We start from the raw sequence: 19,357 nt of genomic DNA, 5'->3' as shown, positions 1-19,357 counted from the left end.
GGTACGGAGCCCCGACCAGGGGTTCAATGAAAATCCCGGCTCTCCGTCGCCAGCCGGCCCAGCAGCGGCGTGAGGTCTTCCAGGTGGCCGGCGATGAGGTTGCAGACTTCGCCTTCGCGTTGCCACACGCCGTGCACCGCCATCAGGCGTGAGCGGGTGAGGGCGCTGCGCTGACGCTCGCGCAGGGCTTTCCAGACGATGACCTGCACGACGCCGGTTTCGTCTTCCAGCGTCACGAACACCACGCCTTTGGAGGTGCCGGGCTGCTGGCGCCCGGTGACGATGCCGCAGGCGCGCACGAGGCGGCCGTCGGGCGCGTCTTTCAAGGCTTCGGCGGTCATGAAGCGGCGCGCCTGCAGGCGCTCGCGCAGCAGGGCCAGCGGGTGGCGGCGCAGGGTGAGGCCGAGTGACGCATAGTCCCAGACGATGGCTTCGCCTTCGGGGGCTTCTGGCAGGTCGAGGGTGTCTTCTTCGATCGGGGCTTCCTTGAGCAACGCGGGCGGGGCTTTGAGGGCGGCGGCGTCCCAGACCTGCTGGCGGCGGTGGCCGCTCAGGGACTGCAGCGCGTCGGCGGCGGCGAGTTGTTGCATGGCTTGCTGGTCCAACCCAGCGCGGCGGGCGAGGTCTTCTGAGTCAAGAAAGCCCCCCCCTGCGCCGCTTCGCGTCTCCCCCCCAGGGGGGCCACACCAACGGCCCGGCAAAGCCGGTTCCTCGGTGTGTGCTGGGGTGGCTCCCCCTCTCGCTGCGACGATGCGTTGCGCTTCGTCGCGTGACAGGCCGCTGACCAGACGCAGGCCCAGGCGCACGGCGGGCAGGGTGGGCTCGGGGGCCGCCCTCACTCCAGCCCTCTCCCAAGGGGAGAGAGGGTCAGGCACTTCGCTCGCGGAGGCCACTTCTTCCAGCGTGCAGTCCCAGTCGCTCTCCATGACGTCCACCGCGCGCACTTCGACGCCGTGGCGCACAGCGTCCTGCACCAGCTGGCTCGGCGAATAGAAGCCCAGCGGCTGGCTGTTGAGCATGGCGGCCAGGAACTCGGCCGGGTGGTGGCGCTTGATCCAGCAGCTGGCATAGACCAGCAGCGCGAAGCTGGCGGCGTGGCTTTCGGGGAAGCCGTAGCTGGAAAAACCTTTCACCTGCTCGACCACACGCTGCGCGAAGTCCAGTTCGTAGCCGCGTTCGGCCATGCCATTCAGCAAGCGGTCCTGGTATTTTCCGAGGCCGCCCTTGCGCTTCCACGCGGCCATGGCGCGGCGCAGGCCGTCGGCCTCGCCGGGCGTGAAGCCGGCCGCGATGATGGCGATCTGCATGCACTGTTCCTGGAACACGGGCACGCCGAGCGTGCGCTTGAGTGCGGCCTCCAGGCCCTTGGGGTAATCGATGGGTTCCTTGCCTTGGCGGCGGTTCAGGTAGGGGTGCACCGCGCCGCCCTGGATCGGACCAGGGCGCACCAGCGCGACCTCGATCACCAGGTCGTAGAACTCGCGCGGCCGCAGGCGCGGCAGCATGCTCATCTGCGCGCGGCTCTCGATCTGGAACACGCCCACGGTGTCGGCGGCGCAGATCATGTCGTAGGTGCTGGCGTCTTCGGCCGGGATGTCCTGCATCTGGAAGTCGAAGCCCTTGCGCTGGCCGATGAAATGAAGCGACTTGCGGATCGCGGTGAGCATGCCGAGCGCGAGCACGTCGACTTTCAGCAGGCCCATGGCGTCGAGGTCGTCCTTGTCCCACTCGATCACGGTGCGGTCGGCCATGGCGGCGTTTTCGATCGGCACCATGCGCGACAGCGGCATCTGGGTCAGCACGAAACCACCGGTGTGCTGCGAGAGGTGGCGCGGAAAACCCATGAGCTGGCCGGTGAGCGCCACGAGCTGGCGCACCTTCAGGCTGTCCGGGTCGAGCCCGACCTCCAGGATGCGCTCGGGTGCAAAACCGTCCTCGCTCCACCAGCGGTGGCCGCTGCCCAGCGCGTCGAGCGCGGCCTCGTCGAAGCCCAGGGCCTTGCCCACGTCGCGCAGGGCGCTGCGTGGGCGGTAGCTGATGACGGTGGCGGTGAGCGCGGCGCGCTCGCGGCCGTATTTCGCGTAGAGGTACTGGATGACTTCTTCGCGCCGCTCGTGTTCAAAGTCCACGTCGATGTCGGGCGGCTCGTTGCGCTCTTTCGAGATGAAGCGCTCGAACAGCACCGCCGTGCGCGCCGGGTCCACCTCGGTGATGCCCAGGCAGTAACACACCGCGCTGTTGGCCGCCGAGCCGCGGCCCTGGCAGAGGATGTGCTGCGAGCGCGCGAAGGCGACGATGTCGTACACGGTGAGGAAGTAGTGCTCGTACTGCAATTCGCTGATCAGCGTCAGCTCGTGCTCCACCTGCTGCTGCACCGAGGCGGGCGCCCCCGCGGGCCAGCGCCGGCCCATGCCTTCGTAGGCCAGGCGGCGCAGGTAACTCGCCGGCGTCTCGCCCGGCGGCACCACCTCGCTCGGGTACTGGTACGCCAGCTCGTCAAGCGAAAAGCTGCAACGCCCGGCGACCTTCAGCGTCTCGGCCAGCAGGGCTTCGGGGTAACGCTGCGCCAGCGCCAGGCGCGAGCGCAGGCGCTGCTCGGCGTTGGGCGCGAGCGCGTGGCCGCATTCGGTCAAGGGTTTGCCGATGCGCGTGGCGGTGAGCACGTCCTGCAAGGCCTTGCGCGAGCGCAGGTGCATGTGCACGTCGCCCACGGCCACCAGCGGCACGGCGGTGAGCTCGCTGCTCTGGCGCAACCGGTGCAGGCGCATCTCGTCGTCCATCAGGCGCAGCTGTTCCACGCCCAGCCAGCAGCGGCCCATGAAATGCTGGAGCAGCCAGCGCGCCACCGTGTCCATCTGCGCCTGCGTGCTGCCGCGCTGCGGCACGGCGATCACCAGGCAGTCGGTCAGCGCCTCGGCGCTGATGGGTTTCAGCGTGAGGCGATACGTGCCCTTGGATGCCGTGCGGCGCAGCCGGGTGATGAACTCGCAGAGGTTGCCGTAGCCGTTGAGGTTGATGGCGAGCACGATCAGGGTGAACGGCGCATCACTCTGCACCTGGAACTGGCTGCCCACGAGCAGCTTCAGGCCTTGCTCTTTGGCGGCCACGTGGGCGCGCACGATGCCGGCGAGTGAACACTCGTCGGTGAGGGCGAGGGCGGTGTAACCCAGCGCCTGGGCGCGCTCCACCAGCTCTTCGGGCTTGCTGGCGCCGCGCAGGAAGCTGAAGTTGGAGAGGCAGCGCAGCTCGGCGTAGTGGGGGATGCCCGGGAGTTGTGGTGTCATGGGTAGCTCCCTCGCAGGCCAGCCCCCATCCCTGCCTTCCCCCAGAGGGGGAAGGGGTCAGGCACGTGCTCCGGGCAGAGGGGGAGCGACCCAGGGCACCGCCGGGCCGGCTTTGCCGGACGGCCAGTGCCGCCCCCTGGAAGGGGGTCGCGCGCAGCGCGGTGGGGGTCAGGCAAATATTCCATGCAAGAACCACGCAGGCGACTCGTCCAGCCGCGTCTGGAACACCCACAACACGCCCGCGTGCGCCGACTGAGCGACCCAGTAGTCGCGCACCACGTTGCGGATCTGCCCGGCGGCTTCATCCCGGTCCCACCAGCCGCCTTCCACCCGCTGCGGGCCGGCGAGCAATTGCAGTTCGCCCTGATAATACGGCCGGTTGGCGCGCACCAGCAACTTGAGCGGTGCGCTCAGGATGAAGCCGGGCTGTGGCAGCTCGCTGACCGTGGCGGGCTTTCGGGGCAGGGGTTCGGGCGCCGGTTGCCAGCGGCACATCCACTCGGGCCGGTGGTCTTCGCACAGCACCGGGCGCACCACGCGCTGCGGGCCCAGGCGGGCGGCGATGCGCTCCAGCACCAGGGGCAGCGTCTCGCCGCCCGCGTTGTCGTCGGGCAGCCAGGAGGCGCTCTTTTCTTCCAGCGGCATCACCTCGTCGGCCACCAGTTGCAGATCGCCCACCGGGGCCAGCAGTTCCACCCGGGCCAGGTGCTCGCCGAGCAGGCGGCAGAGGTGCTCCAGGTGGCGCGTGGGCTCGGCCGTGCGCACGGTGAGGCAACCACCATCGCCCGCCGATTTCGCGCGCATGGCGTCGTGCGCCCAGTGCAACGTGAAGGCGGTGGTGCCGCTGTGGCGCGCGGCGAGCCAGCCACACAGCGCCAGCAGCAGGCGGCGCGCGCCGAACAGCAGGGCCGTCGCGTCGTCCACGCGGAACATCAGTTCCAGCCGCTGCGCGAAGCGCTCGGGCAGCGCGATCCAGCGGTGCACTTCGGGCGCGCGGCCATAGGCCTGGTCGAGCGCGGCGAGCAGCTGCTTGTCAAAGCGCCGGCCGACGCCACCGCGCGGCAGGCGCCGCACATCGCCCAGCGTTCGGCAGCCGATGTGCGCGAGCGTGAGCCGGTGCGGGCACACGGCGCTGAGCGTGTCCATGGGCAGGGCATCGAGCAAGCCGTTCAGCGGTTGGCAAAAGCCGTTTTCCACACCCGCGCGCGCCAGCGCCAGCGCGGCCAGGCTGTTGGGCGCCCAGGCGACCTGGCTCACCCCCAGCTCGGCAGCGTCCGAGACCACACGCTCCCGCAGCGCGTGCCAGCCGCCAAACAGGCGCACGCTCGCGGCCAGCTCCATGACCACGGCTTCGTCAGCGACAGCAACCCGGGGCGTGAATTGAAGTGCCCAGATCGCCAGCGCCTGCAGCGCCGCGTCAGTGGGCGAGGCGGTGTCGTCGGGTGCCGGCAGCCGGAGTGCTGACCAGAGCATGGCCGGCCTCACTGGGAAGAGGGAGCGGGGCGGTCTGCGGCGCCGGGTCACGCGGCACCAGGGTGCTGGGCTTCTGCAGCCGCGGCGTCAGGATGGCCTGCAGGCCACCGGGCACCGAGGGCAGGTGCAGCGTGGTTTCCAGCGGCGGGCCTTTGCGCTTGAACACGTCGACCAGCAGTTCCCAGTCGGCCCCCACGCGGGCCAGCAGGCGCAGCGGCGCGGCCGACGATTCGCGGGCCGCCGTGGCGGGCCGGCACAAGAACACCGGGCCGGCACAGCCTGCGGCCAGCACCTGCAGGCGGCGCACCTGCTCGGCGCGCACCTGCGGCAGCCAGGCGATGAGCGCACCACAGGCGTTGGCTTTGACCAGCTGTTCGGTGGCCCACAGACGCTCGGCCGGCGTTTCGGCCATCACCCAGACCAGTTGCTGCTCGGCGATGCCGTCCAGCCGCAGGCCCGGCGGGTGCGGCGGCCGGGGTGGCCCGACCAGCACCACGCTGCGCCCGGCGGCGCACACCTGGCGCAGCAGCGGCCCGAGCAGCCGCCATTCCAGCGTGCCACTCTGGGCGCTCAACAGTTCGGTGACGCTGTGACCCGGCCAGCCGCCACCGGGCAAAACCGCGTCCAGCGCCTCGAAGCCGCTGGACCAGGTGGCCGCCACCGGGCTGCCCAGCTGGTCGGCGCGCCACAGCGCGGCCGCCACGGCGGGCGGCAACCCACGCGGCGCGCAGGCCGGGCGGGGAGAAGGACACGCCAGCGCACCCGACAGGTCATCGGTGGCGCCGGACAGCAAGGTGTTCATGGGCGTCGGTTCATGACAGGGAGGGGCTGAAACATTCAACGGATTCCAGGGCAGAGGAGCTCCGGCCCAAAGGCCGTTCACCCCCCGGTTCTCGAGGGAGCCTGTGCGGCTCCCTCGCAGCGCCCCGAACTTCCCGCCACTCGATACCGGGCTCACACCCAGCGCCAGAACTGGCTCAGGATCGAAGGGATCTGGAATCGGCGCGGGTGATAGTGCTGACGGAACCGGACGGTCATGGACAGATGGGGTGCTTGCATTCGAACACTGTACATAAATACAGCCATCGTGGCAATCGATTCCCGCTGTGCGGAAAAACGACCGATGGCTCACCCTGGCCCGTCCCCAAGCTCCCGGGCACACAGCCCATCGCCCCACCCTCTAGACTCTGACCATGCAAGCGTCCGAACAACCCATCCTGCGCGACCTGGTGCTCGTCGGCGGCGGCCACAGCCACGTGGTCGTCTTGCGCATGCTCGCCATGCAGCCCGAGCCCGGCCTGCGCATCACGCTCATCTGCACCGACATCGACACGCCCTACTCCGGCATGTTGCCCGGCTACATCTCGGGCCACTACAGCTTTGACGACGTGCACATCGACCTGGGCCGCCTGGCGGCGTTCGCCGGGGCGCGCTTCATCCACGGCGAAGTGACCGGCCTGGACCGGGCCAACCAGCGCGTGCTGCTGCGCGACCGGCCTTCGGTGCCCTACGACCTGCTGTCCATCAACACCGGCTCCACGCCCAATGTGCGCCAGGTGGACGGCGCGCGGGCGCACACCGTGCCGGTCAAGCCCATCGCCCATTTCAACCAGCGCTGGCTGCAGCTGCTGGACCGCGTGCGCGCGCTGCACAGCCGATTCACGATCGCCGTGGTGGGCGGCGGCGCGGGCGGTGTGGAGCTGGTGCTGTCGGTGCAGTACCGGCTGCGCCAGGAACTGCACACCCTGGGCAAAAGCCCCGATCTGCTGCGCTTCGTCCTGCTCACGGCGGGCGATACCCTCCTGCCGACACACAACCCCGGGGTGCGCGCGCGCTTTGCCCGCGTGCTCAAAGAACGCCACGTGGCCGTGCACACCCGCGCCGAGGTGAACCAGGTCTCACCCGGTTGCCTGCACACGCAGGACGGCCGCACCTTCGACGCCGACGAGACCCTGTGGGTCACGCAGGCCGGTGGCCCGGTCTGGCTGCAAGGCACCGGCCTGGCGCTCGATGAACATGGGTTCATCCAGGTCAATCAACAACTGCAGACGCTGGACGACCCGAAGATCTTTGCCGCGGGTGACGTGGCCTCGTTCACGGCCCGCCCGCTGGAGAAGGCCGGTGTGTTCGCGGTGCGCATGGGCCCGCCGCTGGCGAAAAACCTGCGCCTGAGCCTGCGCGGCCAGCCCCTGGTGGCCTACAACCCGCAGCAACGCTGGCTGGCGCTGATCTCCACCGGCGACCGCTGCGCCGTGGCCTCGCGCGGCGCCATCGGCTTTGCCGGAAACTGGGTCTGGACCTGGAAGGACTGGATCGACCGCCGCTTCATGCGCAAGTTCACCGAGCTACCGGTCATGGCCGATGCCAGCCCGGCAGCGGCTGCGCCCACCAGCAGCCTGGTGCTCAGCGCCGAAGAATCGCGCCAGGCCATCTCGGCCATCGCCATGCGCTGCGGCGGATGCGGCGCCAAGGTGGGCGCCAGCATCCTGACCCGCGCGCTCGGTAGCCTGCAGCCGGTCGAGCGCGACGACGTGCTGATCGGGCTGCACGCCCCCGACGACGCCGCCGTGGTGCGCGTGCCGCCGGGCAAGGCCATGGTGCACACGGTGGACTTCTTCCGCAGCTTCATCGACGACCCTTACCTGTTCGGCCAGGTCGCGGCCAACCACGCGCTGGGCGACATCTTCGCCATGGGCGCCGAGCCGCAGTCCGCCACGGCCATCGCCACCGTGCCACCGGGCCTGGAAGCCAAAGTGGAAGACCTGCTGCTGCAGATGATGACCGGCGCGGTCGAGGTGCTCAACGCCGCGGGGTGTGCCCTGGTCGGGGGCCACACCGGCGAGGGGCGCGAGCTGGCGCTGGGCTTCGCCATCAACGGCCTGATCGACGAGCAGATGGACGGCGTCATGCGCAAGGGCGGCATGTTGCCCGGCGACGTGCTGCTGCTCAGCAAACCCATCGGCACCGGCACGCTGTTCGCGGCCCACGCGCGGCACGCGGCCAAAGGCCGCTGGATCGACGCCGCGCTGAAATCGATGGTCGTGTCCAACCAGGCCGGCGCCCGCATCCTGCGCCAGCACGGCGCCACCGCCTGCACCGACCTGACCGGCTTCGGCCTGCTCGGGCACCTGGTGGAAATGACGCGCCCCTCGGGCGTGGACGCCGAGCTGCAGCTGAGCGCCCTGCCCTTGCTCGACGGCGCGGTGGAATGCGTCGAGGCGGGCATCGTCAGTTCGCTGCAGCCGGCCAATGTGCGCCTGCGCCGCGCGCTGCGCAACGCCGAAGACTTCGTGAAAGACCCGCGCTACCCGCTGCTGTTCGACCCGCAGACGGCCGGCGGCCTGCTGGCGAGCGTGCCGGCCGACCGGGCGGCCGACTGCATCCGCGCCCTCAAGGCCGCGGGCTACCCGCAGACCGCAGCCATCGGCCGCATCTGCGGTGCGTCGGACGCGCTGGAGCCGGTGGTGCTGACCCCGTGACTCGGGAGTTCCAGGCTTGGAGCCCTGAAAAATCTCTTTTCAGATCAACGCCTTGCAGATCCACGGTCGATCGGGTGTGCCTGGATCCATGGTGATGCCCCCGACGCCCGGTGAGACCCGCAAGACACTGTGTTTATGAACAGCAACGAAAAACGGAGAGGTTGTCCATCCCCAGGACATCACGGGGATGGAACCTTTGCTTTAGCACTCACTCACAGAGAGTGCTAATATTTGTGCAAGACCAACCAGAGGAGGGTCCTTCTACATGTCCACATCCCTGATAACACCCGTTGCGCTGCCGTCCGCCACCCTGGCCACGGCCAGCCCGTGGGCGAGCCGTTCGCTGACGCTGCCCGCGCTGGGCAACCTCGACGCCTACATTTCCGCCGTCAACCGCATGCCGCTGCTGACGTTCGAGGAAGAGCAGAGCGCCGCGCGCCGCCTGCGCGACCACAACGACCTCGACGCCGCTGGTCAGCTGGTGATGTCGCACTTGCGCCTGGTGGTATCCATCGCCCGCCAGTACCTGGGCTATGGCCTGCCTCACGGCGACCTGATCCAGGAAGGCAACGTCGGCCTGATGAAGGCCGTGAAGCGCTTCGACCCCGATCAGGGCGTGCGCCTGGTGAGCTACGCCATGCACTGGATCAAGGCCGAGATCCACGAGTACATCCTGAAAAACTGGCGCATGGTCAAGGTCGCAACCACCAAGGCCCAGCGCAAGCTGTTCTTCAACCTGCGCTCAATGAAGCAGGGGTTTCGCTCCGAGGCGCTGGACGGCGACACCCACCGCGAAGCGTTTTCCGACGGTGAGGTCAATCTGGTCGCGCGCGACCTGAAGGTCAAGCCCGAAGAGGTGCGCGAGATGGAAACCCGGCTCTCGGGCGGCGATGTGGTGCTGGACCCGAGCCCGGGCGACGACGGCGAAGACAGCTTCGGCCCCATCGCCTACCTGGCCGACGCGACCCACGAACCGACCGCCGTGCTCGAATCGGCCGAACGCGACGCGCTCGCCACCGAAGGCGTGGCCCGCGCCATGGGCGAGCTCGACGAGCGCTCGCGCCGCATCGTGACCGAGCGTTGGCTCAAGGTGAACGACGACGGCTCGGGCGGCATGACGCTGCACGAGCTGGCGGCCGAGTACGGCGTGAGCGCCGAGCGGGTGCGCCAGATCGAGGTGGCGGCCATGAAAAAGATGCGCAAGGCGCTCACCGCATTCGCCTGACCGCGCGCACGGCCCACGCACGACCCCGGACCGGCTCCCGCCGACCGGGGTTTTTTTCTTTGCGTGCGATTCAGGGCAAGGACCGATGAAGCGGCCCACCCGACCGGGCCTACCGGCCGTGTCAGCCGGCCACCTGTGCCGGGGAGACACAATCGGTGGGTCATGACCCACACACAAGCACTCCACCGATGCACCCCAACCGCCCGCTGCTGGCGCCGGCTGGGCCTGTGGGCGTTGGCCATGGTCTGGTGCTCACTCGTCCAGGCCGCGCCACCGGCATCGGGCACACCGCTTCAGCCGATCGAGCTGGATGGCCGGATGGTCAGTGTGCCGCTGGCGCAGCACAGCGTGTTCTGGGTGGACACGACCGGAACGATGACGGTGCAGGAGCTGGAGGCGCAGCAGGCGGACGTGCCGTTCGCCCTGCGCAGCGCCACACACCGGGTGCGCCTGGGCGAGCGCGGCGTGCTGTGGGTCCGCTTTGATGCCTGGGTGCGCGACAGCCGCTCGCACTGGGAACTGGAGCTGATGCGCTCGGGCACCGACCGTGTGAACCTCTACCACCGCCTGGCGGATGGCAGCTGGCACGAACAGCGCGCGGGGGACCATGTGCCGGTGAGCGAATGGTCCTCCCCGGACCGCTACCCGGTGTTCGGCCTGGACACGCGCACCGACGCGCCGGTGACCTACTGGGTGCGCATCGAACACGTGCGGGTGCCGTTTTCGGGCGAACTCGTGATCCACAGCCACAGCCAGTTGCGCGAGCTGCGCATCCTGCAGCAGTTCCTGCTGGGGGCCTACTTCGGCATGGCCCTGCTGCTGGTGCTGGTGGCGGTGGCCAACGCCCTGGTGTTTCGCGACACCAGCTTCGCGGCCTACGCGATCTACATCTCGCTGCTGGGTCTGTCGCTGGCGGCGTCGATGGGGGTGGGCGGGCAGTTCCTGTGGCCCCATTCGGCGGGCTGGAACAGCGTGGCCGAGTTCGTGCTGCTGCCGCTGGCCGCCGTGGCCGCCCTGCTCTTCGTCCGCCACGTGGTGCAGCCGCGCCGCATCGGCCGCTCGCTCGACCGCCTCTCGCTCACGCTGGCCGCCGTGTTCCTGATCGTCACCGCCTGGGACGTGATCGCCCCCACACAGCTCAGCTTCAACAGCCTCACGGCCGCCGGCACCCTGACCCTGATCGTGGTCTACGCCATGCTCTGGGCCGCTTGGCGCACGGGCGACCGCTGGGTGCGCTGGATCGCGCTGGGCATCCTGCCGGTGCTGCTCGCTGGGTCGCTGCCGGTGCTGCGCAACTTCGGCCTCATTTCTTCGGGCTTCCTGACGCAGTACGCCACCGTGATCGCGGCGGCGATCGAAGCGCCGCTGCTGATCTACGGGCTGCTGCAGCGCTCATCCCTGCAACACGAGGCGCAAGCCCGCGCCAAGGCACTGGTGGTCACCGAGCCGTTGACCGGACTGACCAACCGCCACAACTTCACCTTGCGGCTGCACGACAGCCTCGTGCGGGCGCAGCGCTACCGGCACAGGAACGCGGTGCTGCTGATCGCCCTGGACAACCACGGGTGGTTCAACGCCGAACACGGCCGGGAAGTGGCCGATCGCGCGCTGGTGCTCACGGGCTCGCTGCTGCGCTCGGTGGCGCGCGACGTGGACACCGCCGCGCGGGTGGACGACAACCTGTTCGCCCTGCTCATGGAAGGCCCGGTCCGCACCGCCCACGCCGTGGCGGCCGCGACCGCCATCGTCGCCGGCGGGCTGCGTCCGTCCGATCAGCTGCCCACCGGTTCCTCGCTGCGGTTCAAGGTGGTGCTCGCCCTGCTGCCCGACGACGGGCACGAGCTGCAGCTCGATACCCAGGTGCACATGGCCTGGCTCAGGGATGCGCTGCGCGACCTGCAACACGACAAGCGCAAGAACATCGAGACACTCAATGTCTAGACTCGAGCGTCAGACATCCATGGCCCCGGCGAGCGACCCTTGCGCTTGAAACGGTGCGGCCCAGGGCACCGCCGGGCCGGCTCTGCCGGACGGCCAGCGCCGCCCCCTTTGAGGGGGTCGCGCGAAGCGCGGCGGGGGTATTTCAATTCAGCGCAAGAGATCCACACGATCGATGGTCGGCCGCACGGCCAGCCTCGCCGGCAGACCGATCGTGCCCACCCCCGGCGTCACGAGCAGCCGCCCCGCCGGTGTGTCGTACAGCCCGTTCCACCAGGATTGCTGTGAGTTGGTGTGACGGAGGTACCAGGGCGTGAGGCCGGGTATCCAGATCTGGCCGCCGTGGGTGTGGCCGGCCACGGAAAGGAAGGCGGCGTCCACCGGCAGCAAGGCCACGGTGTCCGGCTGGTGCACGACCACCAGCCGCGGTGAGGCCACGGACGCACCCGCAGGCCAGAGGCTGCGGATCTGCTCCTGAGGACGCCCGCCCCATTGGTCGTCCAGGCCGACCAGCTCCCAGCCCTTCCAGGGCACGACCTGGCCTTCGATCAGGCGCACGCCGTGGGCCTGGAGCGCTTCGCGCAGCGGCAGCGTGAGATCGGGGCCGGGGGCCTGCACGTCGTGGTTGCCGAGCACGCCCCAGACCGGGTGGCGGATGCGCGCCAGCGGGGCCAGCCCGTCGCGCAGGTTCAGTGAGGGCTCGTGGGTCCAGTCACCGGCCACGAGCACCGCGTCCACGTCCATGCCATTGAGCTGGTTCACCAGCGCGTCCAGCTGGTGGTCACGGAAGAACAGGCCCCAGTGGATGTCGGCCACCACCGCGAGTCGCAGGGGTTGCGCAGACGACGGGATGCCGCGGATGGTGGTGTGCCGCACCTGGATCCACTGCGGTTCCACCATCGAAGACCAGAGTCCCACCAGCACCAGCGCGGCGTACACCACCAAACGCCAGCGCCGCCAGCGGGTGTCCAGCACAAACTGCGTCAACAGGCCCACCAGCAGCGGCATGCCCGCCAGCCGAGGCGCCCAGTAGAGCCAGAGCATCACGAAGTTGCGCAGCTCCAGGCGTGGCGTGTGCCAGCGCCCACCGTGGTCCCAGGCGGTGATGGCCAGCGAGGCCACCAGCCCCAGGACGAACAGCCGCCATGCCCAGCGGTCGAGCCGGTGCAGGCGGGTCACCGAGAGACCTTCGCCCTGCGGGCTGCGGTGCGAGCTTGCTTGGGGCGGCCCGGCGCAGCGCTCATTGGAGGATCAGGCCTCGCGGCGCAGCGCGGGGAACAGGATCACGTCGCGGATGCTGGGCGAGTCGGTCAGCAGCATCATCAGGCGGTCGATGCCGATGCCGCAGCCACCGGCCGGGGGCATGCCGTACTCCAGCGCGCGGATGAAGTCGGCGTCGTAGTACATCGCCTCTTCGTCACCGCCGTCTTTGGCCGACACCTGCGCGTGAAAGCGCGCGGCCTGGTCTTCGGCGTCGTTCAGTTCGGAGAAGGCGTTGCCGAACTCGCGGCCGGTGATGTAGAGCTCGAAGCGCTCGGTCACCTCGGGGCGGTCGTCGTTGGCGCGCGCCAGCGGTGAAATTTCCGTCGGGTGCTCCATGATGAAGGTCGGGTTCCAGAGCTTCTCTTCCACCGTTTCTTCGAAATACAGCACCTGCAGGCTGGCCAGGCTGCGCGAGCTCAGCTGGTGCTTGGCTTCCGACATGCCCAGCTTTTTGAGCGCGGGGATCAGCCACTCAGCGCTGTCCACACCCTCACCGGCCTCGGTGTATTTCAGGATCGCTTCGCGGATGGTCAGGCGCTCGAAGGGCGCGTACACGTCCACCGGCTTGCCGTTGTAGGTGAGCGGCGTGTCGCCGTGCACCTGCTTCACCACGTGGCGGATCAGCTGCTCGTTGAAGTCCATCAGGTCGTGGTAATTCCAGTACGCCGCGTAGAACTCCATCATGGTGAACTCGGGGTTGTGGCGCACCGAGATGCCTTCGTTGCGGAAGTTGCGGTTGATCTCGAACACGCGCTCGAAACCACCGACCAGCAGGCGCTTCAGGTACAGCTCGGGCGCGATGCGCAGGAACATTTCCTGGTCCAGCGCGTTGTGGTGCGTCTTGAAGGGCTTGGCGTTGGCGCCACCGGGGATGGGGTGCAGCATCGGCGTTTCCACCTCCAGGAAACCGTGGCTCACCATGAAGTCGCGGATGCTGGAGAGCGCGTGGCTGCGGGTGACGAAACGCTTGCGGGCGCTCTCGTCGGTCATCAGATCGACATAACGCTGGCGGTACTTGATTTCCTGGTCGTGGATGCCGTGGAATTTGTCGGGCAGCGGGCGCAGGCTTTTGGTGATCAGCCGGATCTTGTCGGCGTGGATGGTGAGTTCGCCGGTGCGGGTGCGCATCAGAACGCCTTCGGCCGCCACGATGTCACCCAGATCCCAGTGCTTGAAGGTCTCCAGCATCGGTGCACCCACGCTGTCGGTGTTCAGGTAGATCTGGATGCGACCACCGCTGGGGCCGAACGAGGCGTCCTGCAAGGTGGCGAAGCTGGCCTTGCCCATCACACGCTTGAGCATCATGCGGCCCGACACGCTGGCGCGCACCGGCGTGGCTTCCAGCGCTTCCTTGGTGGCGTCACCGTGCGTGGCGAACAGCGCCTCGGCCTTGTCCGCCGGCTTGAAGTCGTTCGGAAATGCCACCCCTTCGCCGCGCTGCTGCACCTCGCGCAAGGCCTTGAGTTTCTCGCGCCGCTCCGCAATCAGCTGGTTGTGGTCGGTGGCGGGAGTGGCGGGGGCGTTTTCGATGGTCATGGTATGGGGCAAATAAAAACGGGTTGCGCCCAAAAAGGCGCAACCCGTCATTGTAGTTTTTCGAGAACGCTCAGTGCCCGAGGTAGGCCTCGCGCACTTTCGGGTCCACCAGCAGGTCCTTGCCGCTGCCCGTCATGGTGATCTCACCCGAGTCCATCACATAGCCGCGGTCGGCGATCTGCAGGGCCCGCTGGGCGTTCTGCTCGACCAGCAGAATCGTCACGCCCTGCCCCGACACGTCACGCACCACCTCGAAAATCTTGTCCACCATGATGGGCGAGAGGCCCATGGAGGGCTCATCGAGCAGCAGCACCTTGGGCTGGCTCATCAGCGCGCGCGCCATCGCCAGCATCTGCTGCTCCCCCCCCGACATGGTGCCGGCCAGCTGGTCCTTGCGCTCCTTCAAGCGAGGGAAGATGCCGAACATGCGCTCGATGTCGTTCGCAATGCCCGCCTTGTCGCTGCGGATGTAGGCCCCCATCTGCAGGTTCTCGGTGATGGTCATGCGGGTGAACACACCGCGGCCTTCCGGCACCATCGCCAGGCCCAGCCGGACCAGATCCCAGGCGCCGCGCCCCTTGATGCTCTGGCCCAGGTATTCGATGTCACCACCTTCGAAACCCAGCGATCCGGTGATCGCCTTCATGGTGGTGGTCTTGCCGGCACCGTTGGAGCCGATGAGGGAGATCAGCTCGCCCTCGCGCACTTCCAGATCGACGCCCTTGACGGCCTTGATGCCACCGTACGCGACCTTCAGGCCGCTGACTTTGAGTAGTGTGTTTGCCATGTTGTTCTTTCCTCAAGCACCACCGGTTCCGAGGTAGGCCTCGATCACCTTCGGATCGTTCTGCACCTCGGCCGGCGTGCCGGACGACAGCTGCTTGCCGTAGTCGAGCACGGTCACGCGGTCACACAGGCCCATCACCAGCTTCACGTCGTGCTCGATCAGCAGGATGGTCCGGTTGTCGTTGCGGATGCGATCGATCAGCTCGCGCAGCAGCACCTTCTCGGTCGCGTTCATGCCGGCGGCGGGTTCGTCGAGTGCGATCAGCTGCGGGTCGGTGGCCAGCGCACGCGCGATCTCCAGGCGGCGCTGATCGCCATAGCTCAGCGTGCGCGACTTGTAGTCGGCGAACTTGGCGATGCCCACGTACTCCAGCAGCTCACGCGCACGCGCCGTGATGGCGGCCTCTTCCTTCTTGAACCCTGGCGTGCGGAGCACCGCGCCGATCAGACCCGAGTGGCTGCGCACATGGCGACCCACCATCACGTTCTCCAGCGCCGTCATCTCGGCAAAGAGCCGGATGTTCTGGAAGGTGCGAGCAATGCCGGCCTTGGCCACCTCGTGCACCGCGCTCGGGGTGTAGGGCTTGCCGGCCAGCTCAAACGAACCGCTGTCGGGCGTGTACAGACCCGTCAGCACGTTGAAAAACGTGGTCTTTCCCGCACCGTTGGGGCCGATCAGTCCATAGACCTGCCCACGTTTGATTTCGATGCCCACGTCGCTCAGGGCCTGCAGGCCGCCGAAGCGCTTGGACACGTTGGCAACCTTGAGAATGGTTTCGCTCATATCAGTACCGCTCACTTGCTCAAAGACTTGCCATGCTCAGGCGATGGCCACAGGCCCTTGGGGCGCAGCAACATCACCACCACCATCGCCAGCGCGATCAGCAACTGGCGCAGGATTTCCGGGCCCAGGCGACCGCCGGTCCATTCGGTCAACGGGCCGGCCACATGCCGCAGCACTTCCGGCAATCCGGCCAGCAACAACGCGCCCAGGATCACGCCAGGAATGTGACCGATACCGCCCACCACCACCATGGCCACCACCATCACCGACTCCATCAGAGAGAACGATTCGGGGGACACAAAGCGCTGGAACGAAGCGAACAGCACGCCGGACATGCCGCCAAAGGTGGCGCCCATGCCGAAGGCCAGCAGCTTGAGGTTGCGGGTGTTCAGACCCATGGCCTTGGCCGCGATCTCGTCCTCGCGGATCGCCATCCAGGCGCGACCAATGCGCGAGTCCTGCAGGCGGTACGACAGCACGATCGACATCACCACGAAGAACAGGAACAGGTAGTAGTACATCGTCACGGGCTGGAAGGTGTACGACCAGTCGCCGAGGCTGATGGTCTGCCGTTGTCCCATGTTGATACCGAAAACGGTCAGTGCGTCGATCTGGCTGAGGCCTTTGGGACCGTTGGTGATGTTCACCGGGCGATCCATGTTGAGCAGGAAGATGCGGATGATTTCACCGAAGCCCAAGGTGATGATGGCGAGGTAGTCGCCACGCAACTTCAGCGTGGGTGCACCCAGCAGCATGCCCACCACGCCGGCCACCGCCGCCGCCAGCAGCATGACGAGCCAGATGTTCAGGTGCAGACCGTTGGGGAAGATGGCCTTGATCGCCGGGAAGGTGTCGGCAAGGTGGGGTGAAGCCAGCAGACCGTACAGGTAGGCACCGACCGCGAAGAACGCGATGTAACCCAGGTCCAGCAGACCCGCGTACCCCACCACGATGTTCAGCCCCAGCGCCAGCAGCACATAGAGCAGTGCGATGTCAACGATGCGGACCCAGGAGTTGCTGCCCGTGGCCTGGAGCAACAGCGGAAGCACCATCAAGGCGATGGCGGTGAGGCCAAAGGCAATCAGCTTGCCCGATTTGGAGTTCATCATGATTCAGTCCTCCCGGTCAGGCTCGGTCTGCCACGCGCTCACCCAGCAACCCGGAGGGCCGCAGCGTCAGCACCAAGGCGAGCACGATGAAAGCAAAGATGTCGGTGTACTGGCTGCCCAGCACGCCACCAGTCAGCTGGCCAAGGTACCCCGCGCCCAGCGACTCAATCAGACCGAGCGCAATGCCGCCCACCACCGCACCGGCCAGGTTGCCGATGCCGCCCATCACGGCGGCCACAAAGGCTTTCAGCCCTGGCATGAAGCCCATGGCGTGTTGCACGGTGCCATAGTTCGACGCCCACATCACGCCGGCGATGGCGGCCAGCATCGCGCCGATGATGAACGTGGCGGAAATCACCATGTCGGGCTTGATGCCCATGAGGGCGGCCACACGTGGGTTTTCGGCGGTGGCGCGCATGGCGCGTCCCAGGTTGGTCTTGTTCACCAGCCACATCAGGAAGGCCAGGGTGATGGCCGTGACGGCCAGAATGGTGATCTGCGTCAACGAAATCACCGCGCCCCCCAGCGCGATCGGCTCGCTCGACAGCATGGCCGGGTACGACTTGGGGTTGGGCGCCCAGATGATCATGGCAAAGGTCTGCAACAGCAGCGACATGCCGATGGCCGTGATCAGCGGTGCGAGCCGCGGTGAATTGCGCAACGGCCGGTAGGCCAGTTTTTCGATCGTGTAGTTCAGCGCCCCGCAGACCACCATGGCGATCAGCGTGGCCACCAGCAGGATCATCCAGCCCGGCATCCACGCCCAGGCATTGGACATCCAGCCGATCAGCGTCCAACTGGTGAGGGCGCCGACCATGAGCACGTCACCGTGCGCAAAGTTGATCAGGCCGATGATGCCGTACACCATCGTGTACCCCAGCGCCACCAGCGCATACATACTGCCCAGGACCAGACCGTTGATGATCTGTTGCAGCAAAACGTCCATAGAAACTTCTCCGTGTTTTTTGTCAGCCCCGGGCGGGTTGCCCGGTCTACCTGCTTTGACTTAGCAAAAAACCCGCCAGGCTCGACCTAAAAACAGGACAGACTGCGGGTTGGTGGGCGGATTGTAGCCACGCGGTTTCCGAGGCTTGATGCGTGTAAGCCCTTATTCGGCGCGGGTTTACCCTGAAATCGAGGCGTAACAGCCGCTTGCATCAGCGGCTTTGGGATTTCATTAGTTTTTTTGATTGTTCAGATTTTTGAGCTCGCGCAGCTTATCTGCAATGCGAATCTCCAGTCCGCGCTCCACCGGGCGGTAAAAGCCGGGCGCCACCATGCCTTCGGGCAGGTAGTTTTCACCCGCCGCGAAGCCACCCGCCTCATCGTGGGCATACCGGTAGCCTTTTCCATGATCCAGCTCTTTCATGAGCTTTGTTGGTGCATTGCGCAGGTGCATGGGCACGGGGCGCGTGCCGTCCTTTTTGACGAAGGCCTTGGCTTCATTGAAGGCCTTGTAGACCGCATTGGACTTCGGCGCCACCGCCAGGTAGACCACACACTCGGCCAGCGCCAGTTCGCCTTCAGGCGAGCCCAGGCGCTCGTACACCTCGGCCGCGTCCAGCGCCAGGCGCAGCGCACGCGGATCGGCCAGCCCGATGTCTTCCGTCGCCATGCGGATAAAGCGGCGTGCCATGTAGCGCGGATCGGCGCCGCCGTCGAGCATGCGAACGAACCAGTACAGCGCCGCGTCCGGATCGCTGCCACGCACGCTTTTGTGCAGGGCGCTGATGGTGTCGTAGAACTGGTCACCGCCTTTGTCGTAGCGGCGCATGCGCTCGCCCAGCACGCGCATCAACCAGGTGTCGGTCACTTCCGCGAGCTTCTCGCGCGTGGCCGCCACCGCCAGCGTTTCCAGGGTATTCAACAAGCGGCGTGCATCGCCGTCCGCGTACGAGATCAGGCGGTCGGCGGCGGCGGTCTCGACGGCCGGCACGGCGCCAATGCCCTGAGCGCGGGCGATGAGCTGGCGCAGATCATCCTCGCCCAGCGGCTGCAGCACGTAGACCGCCGCACGCGAGAGCAAGGCGGAGTTGACCTCGAACGAGGGGTTTTCGGTGGTCGCGCCGATGAAGGTGAACAGGCCGCTCTCCACGTGCGGCAAAAACGCGTCCTGCTGGCTCTTGTTGAATCGGTGCACCTCGTCCACGAAAACGATGGTGCGCTCCTGTTGCAGGCCGTCGCGCGCGGACTCGGCCTGCTCCACCGCTTCGCGGATGTCTTTCACGCCACCCAGCACAGCGCTGATGGTGATGAACTGCGCCTCAAAGGCGTCGGCCATCAGCCGCGCGATGGTGGTCTTGCCCACGCCCGGCGGCCCCCAGAGGATGCAGCTGTGTGGCTGGCCCGACTCAAACGCCAGCCGCAACGCCATGCCCTCGCCGAGCAGGTGCTGCTGACCGATCACGTCACCCAGGGTGCGTGGACGCAGCCGCTCGGCGAGGGGTTGGTGTGAAACGGGTGGACTCACGCGCTGACGG

The 19,357-nt window shown here is 67.4% G+C and carries 13 protein-coding genes; 3 read left to right on the top strand and 10 right to left on the bottom strand.

Translation table 11 applies throughout. The features are described from left to right. Window positions 1-23 precede the first annotated feature (23 nt). The 3 genes from IM738_RS02240 to imuA form a co-directional block, all read right to left on the bottom strand. Window positions 24-3,284, bottom strand: a complete 3,261-nt coding sequence (locus IM738_RS02240) for an error-prone DNA polymerase (protein WP_236964275.1) — start codon at window positions 3,282-3,284, stop codon at window positions 24-26. 168 nt (window positions 3,285-3,452) lie between these two features. Further along, window positions 3,453-4,757: a Y-family DNA polymerase gene (locus tag IM738_RS02235; protein ID WP_236964274.1), complete on the bottom strand. Its 1,305-nt coding sequence runs from the start codon at window positions 4,755-4,757 to the stop codon at window positions 3,453-3,455. Further along, on the bottom strand, window positions 4,702-5,559 hold the full coding sequence (gene imuA, locus IM738_RS02230; RefSeq protein ID WP_236964273.1) for a translesion DNA synthesis-associated protein ImuA: 858 nt from the start codon (window positions 5,557-5,559) through the stop codon (window positions 4,702-4,704). Before imuA ends, IM738_RS02235 begins: the two co-directional genes overlap by 56 nt. A gap of 391 nt (window positions 5,560-5,950) precedes the next feature. Here imuA and selD point away from each other — a divergent pair, with 391 nt between their 5' ends. The 3 genes from selD (at window position 5,951) to IM738_RS02215 (ending at window position 11,402) form a co-directional block, all read left to right on the top strand. Beyond that, the gene (gene selD, locus IM738_RS02225) at window positions 5,951-8,236 is read left to right on the top strand and encodes a selenide, water dikinase SelD (protein ID WP_236964272.1); all 2,286 of its coding nucleotides are present in this window, start codon (window positions 5,951-5,953) and stop codon (window positions 8,234-8,236) included. Window positions 8,237-8,501: 265 nt separating this feature from the next. Then, window positions 8,502-9,461, top strand: a complete 960-nt coding sequence (rpoH, locus tag IM738_RS02220; RefSeq protein WP_236964271.1) for an RNA polymerase sigma factor RpoH — start codon at window positions 8,502-8,504, stop codon at window positions 9,459-9,461. 162 nt (window positions 9,462-9,623) lie between these two features. Continuing rightward, window positions 9,624-11,402 carry a sensor domain-containing diguanylate cyclase gene (locus IM738_RS02215; RefSeq protein WP_236964270.1) on the top strand — a complete coding sequence of 593 codons (1,779 nt, stop codon included), beginning with the start codon at window positions 9,624-9,626 and terminating at the stop codon, window positions 11,400-11,402. Window positions 11,403-11,549: 147 nt separating this feature from the next. Here IM738_RS02215 and IM738_RS02210 read toward each other — a convergent pair whose 3' ends face one another. The 7 genes from IM738_RS02210 to IM738_RS02180 form a co-directional block, all read right to left on the bottom strand. Continuing rightward, window positions 11,550-12,578 carry a metallophosphoesterase gene (locus IM738_RS02210; protein WP_236964269.1) on the bottom strand — a complete coding sequence of 343 codons (1,029 nt, stop codon included), beginning with the start codon at window positions 12,576-12,578 and terminating at the stop codon, window positions 11,550-11,552. A gap of 72 nt (window positions 12,579-12,650) precedes the next feature. Then, the gene (gene lysS / locus IM738_RS02205) at window positions 12,651-14,198 is read right to left on the bottom strand and encodes a lysine--tRNA ligase (protein WP_236964268.1); all 1,548 of its coding nucleotides are present in this window, start codon (window positions 14,196-14,198) and stop codon (window positions 12,651-12,653) included. Window positions 14,199-14,268: 70 nt separating this feature from the next. Continuing rightward, entirely contained in the window at window positions 14,269-14,985 is a 717-nt protein-coding gene (locus IM738_RS02200) for an ABC transporter ATP-binding protein (RefSeq protein ID WP_236964267.1), read from the bottom strand. A gap of 12 nt (window positions 14,986-14,997) precedes the next feature. Further along, the gene (locus IM738_RS02195; RefSeq protein WP_236964266.1) at window positions 14,998-15,768 is read right to left on the bottom strand and encodes an ABC transporter ATP-binding protein; all 771 of its coding nucleotides are present in this window, start codon (window positions 15,766-15,768) and stop codon (window positions 14,998-15,000) included. 11 nt (window positions 15,769-15,779) lie between these two features. Continuing rightward, window positions 15,780-16,877, bottom strand: coding sequence for a branched-chain amino acid ABC transporter permease (locus IM738_RS02190; protein WP_236964265.1), 1,098 nt, complete (start codon window positions 16,875-16,877; stop codon window positions 15,780-15,782). Window positions 16,878-16,893: 16 nt separating this feature from the next. After that, on the bottom strand, window positions 16,894-17,823 hold the full coding sequence (locus IM738_RS02185) for a branched-chain amino acid ABC transporter permease (RefSeq protein ID WP_236964264.1): 930 nt from the start codon (window positions 17,821-17,823) through the stop codon (window positions 16,894-16,896). 231 nt (window positions 17,824-18,054) lie between these two features. Next, complete coding sequence (locus IM738_RS02180; RefSeq protein ID WP_236964263.1) at window positions 18,055-19,347, bottom strand: replication-associated recombination protein A; 1,293 nt, start codon at window positions 19,345-19,347, stop codon at window positions 18,055-18,057. Between the last annotated feature and the right edge of the window lie 10 nt (window positions 19,348-19,357).

Source organism: Hydrogenophaga sp. SL48, assembly GCF_021729865.1.
Classification (GTDB): Bacteria; Pseudomonadota; Gammaproteobacteria; order Burkholderiales; family Burkholderiaceae_C; genus Hydrogenophaga.
This window is presented reverse-complemented; position numbering and strand designations above follow the sequence as displayed.